At 56.4% G+C, this 2,588-nt stretch carries 3 protein-coding genes; all 3 read right to left on the minus strand.

Annotated features, from left to right (window positions below):
- Positions 1-111: 111 nt before the first annotated feature.
- Positions 112-1,332: an IscS subfamily cysteine desulfurase gene (locus IBX54_RS14320; RefSeq protein WP_296543329.1), complete on the minus strand. Its 1,221-nt coding sequence runs from the start codon at positions 1,330-1,332 to the stop codon at positions 112-114.
- A 27-nt stretch (positions 1,333-1,359) separates the two neighbouring features.
- On the minus strand, positions 1,360-1,896 hold the full coding sequence (locus IBX54_RS14325) for a Fe-S cluster assembly transcription factor (protein ID WP_296543330.1): 537 nt from the start codon (positions 1,894-1,896) through the stop codon (positions 1,360-1,362).
- Positions 1,897-2,336: 440 nt separating this feature from the next.
- Positions 2,337-2,588: hypothetical protein (locus IBX54_RS14330; RefSeq protein ID WP_296543331.1), on the minus strand; the 252-nt coding region annotated here is incomplete at its 5' end.

The following is a 2,588-nucleotide window of genomic DNA, read 5'->3' on the forward strand; positions in this document are numbered from 1 at the left end:
GTCACTGCGTTCGCAATGACGGGGCTGTTCATGGAAAGCGTAGCGCGGCGATCCAGTACTTTCAACTGCATGGGTCGCCGCGCGTCTCGCGATGACAAAAAAAGTCATCATTCAGTGCGCCGCCCACTGAATGGTGCTGATGTCGATACCTTCCTTGTACATGTCCCACAGCGGGCTGAGTTCGCGCAGGCGTGCCACGTTTTCCTTGATGGTGGCCACCGCGTAGTCAATCTCTTCTTCAGTGGTCCAGCGGCCAATGGTCATGCGCAGGCTGCTGTGCGCCAGCTCGTCGCTGCGGCCCAAGGCGCGCAGCACGTAGCTGGGCTCCAGGCTGGCCGAGGTGCAGGCCGAGCCGCTGGACACCGCCAGGCCCTTGATGCCCATGATCAAGGACTCGCCTTCAACGTAGTTGAAGCTGATGTTGAGGTTGTGCGGCACGCGCTGCGTCAGGTGGCCGTTGATGAACACTTGCTCGATGTCTTGCAAACCGGCAATCATGCGATCATGCATGGCCTGAATGCGCGGCAATTCCTGGGCCATTTCCTCCTTGGCAATGCGGTAGGCCTCGCCCATGCCGACAATCTGATGCGTGGGCAGCGTGCCCGAGCGCATGCCGCGCTCATGGCCACCGCCGTGCATTTGCGCCTCAAGGCGGATGCGCGGTTTGCGCCGCACAAAGAGCGCGCCAATGCCCTTGGGACCGTAGGTTTTATGGCCAGTGAGGCTCATCAGGTCAATCGGCATTTTGCTGATGTCAAAGGCCACACGGCCAGTGGCCTGAGCGGCATCGACATGGAACACCACACCCTTTTCGCGGCAAATGGCGCCAATGGCGGCCACGTCCTGGATCACACCAATTTCATTGTTGACGTACATCACGCTGGCCAGGATGGTGTCGGGGCGAATGGCGGCCTTGAAGGCATCGAGGTTGACCAGACCGTCTGGCTGGACATCGAGGTAAGTCACCTCAAAACCCTGGCGCTCCAGCTCGCGGCAGGTGTCGAGCACGGCCTTGTGCTCGGTCTTGACCGTGATGATGTGTTTGCCCTTGGACTGATAAAAGTGCGCCGCGCCCTTGAGCGCCAGATTGTTGGACTCGGTGGCACCGGAGGTCCAGACGATCTCGCGCGGGTCGGCACCGATCAGGGCCGCCACTTGTTCGCGGGCAGTTTCTACGGCGGCTTCTGCCTCCCAGCCCCAAGCGTGGCTGCGCGACGCTGGGTTGCCAAAATGGCTTCTGAGCCAGGGAATCATGGCATCCACCACCCGCTGATCGCAGGGGTTGGTGGCGCTGTAGTCCATGTAAATGGGAAAATGTGGGGTGCTGTCCATGTTGAATGCTCTTGTCTGGTTTACGAATTACATCTTGGCGTAGCTGGCACCCAGCGCAAACACCGAATTGGGGGCATTGATACGAATCGGTTTCATCACCGGCATACTGGAAATGGCGCGCTTGAGGGTGGGTTTTTCTTCCATCTGGAAACCCTTGGCCAATTGCTCGTCAACCAGCTTTTGCAGGCTCACCGAGTCCAGAAACTCAACCATCTTGACGTTCAGCGAAGCCCACAACTCATGGGTCATGCAGCGCGCACCCTCGCCCATACAATTTTCCTTGCCACCGCACTGGGTGGCATCCATGGGCTCATCGACCGAGGTAATGATTTCTGCCACGGTGATGTCGGCGGGTGAGCGCGCCAGCGTGTAGCCGCCACCGGGGCCGCGGGTGGATTCCACCAGCGCGTTGCGGCGCAGCTTGCCAAACAGCTGCTCCAGGTAGGACAGGGAAATTTGTTGACGCTGGCTGATGGCGGCGAGCGTGACAGGGCCCGCCGATTGGCGCAAGCCCAGATCAATCATGGCAGTGACCGCAAAACGGCCTTTGGTAGTTAAACGCATGGCAACACTCCTGAAGTTTGGTTATTGCCTGAATTGATGTTCAAGCGGTACAACGGGGCTCAGTATAACCAGAAACCTAGCGTTTTAGTCGGGTAAATAGACTGATCAGTAATTTTTAAAGGTTATTTGCCCGCCACCAGCGTTAGGTGGCATACAAGCTCGCGAAACACGAAAGAGCGTCGTCATGGTCATGGATTACATCTTGATCGTTCTTTGTTGCCATCCGTCCCTGAAACGCCTCTGCCGAGGTCAATTTGCATATGAGCCAGGAACTGTTTCATTTTTCCACTATTGATCCGGCCCGGTGATGTTTTAAGTTCCGTTCAGGCCATGGCAATCGTGTAGTGATGCATGCTTGACGGCACATTTAAAACCGATGGATTTTTTTGGTCATGGCCCGGCGCAAAGTGCGCCCGAATCTGGCGCGCGAAATGGATGGCTTATTTGTGAACAAACCCCAAGGGGCCAAGCAAGAATAACTTGCTTTCAATGCTGCTTGCTTTTTTTCGGATATTTTGCCCTTCCCTGCATCGAGAGCGAAGCCAAAAACATATCGACGTTTTTAAAATAAGAGCAGTAAAAAAGCCCCGGTGTTTAATCGGGGCTTTTTCTAAGTCATTGATTAAAATGACTAATCTGGCGGAGCGGACGGGACTCGAACCCGCGACCCCCGGCGTGACAGGCCGGTATTC

This window comes from Rhodoferax sp. (assembly GCF_014859475.1).
Classification (GTDB): Bacteria; Pseudomonadota; Gammaproteobacteria; order Burkholderiales; family Burkholderiaceae_C; genus Rhodoferax.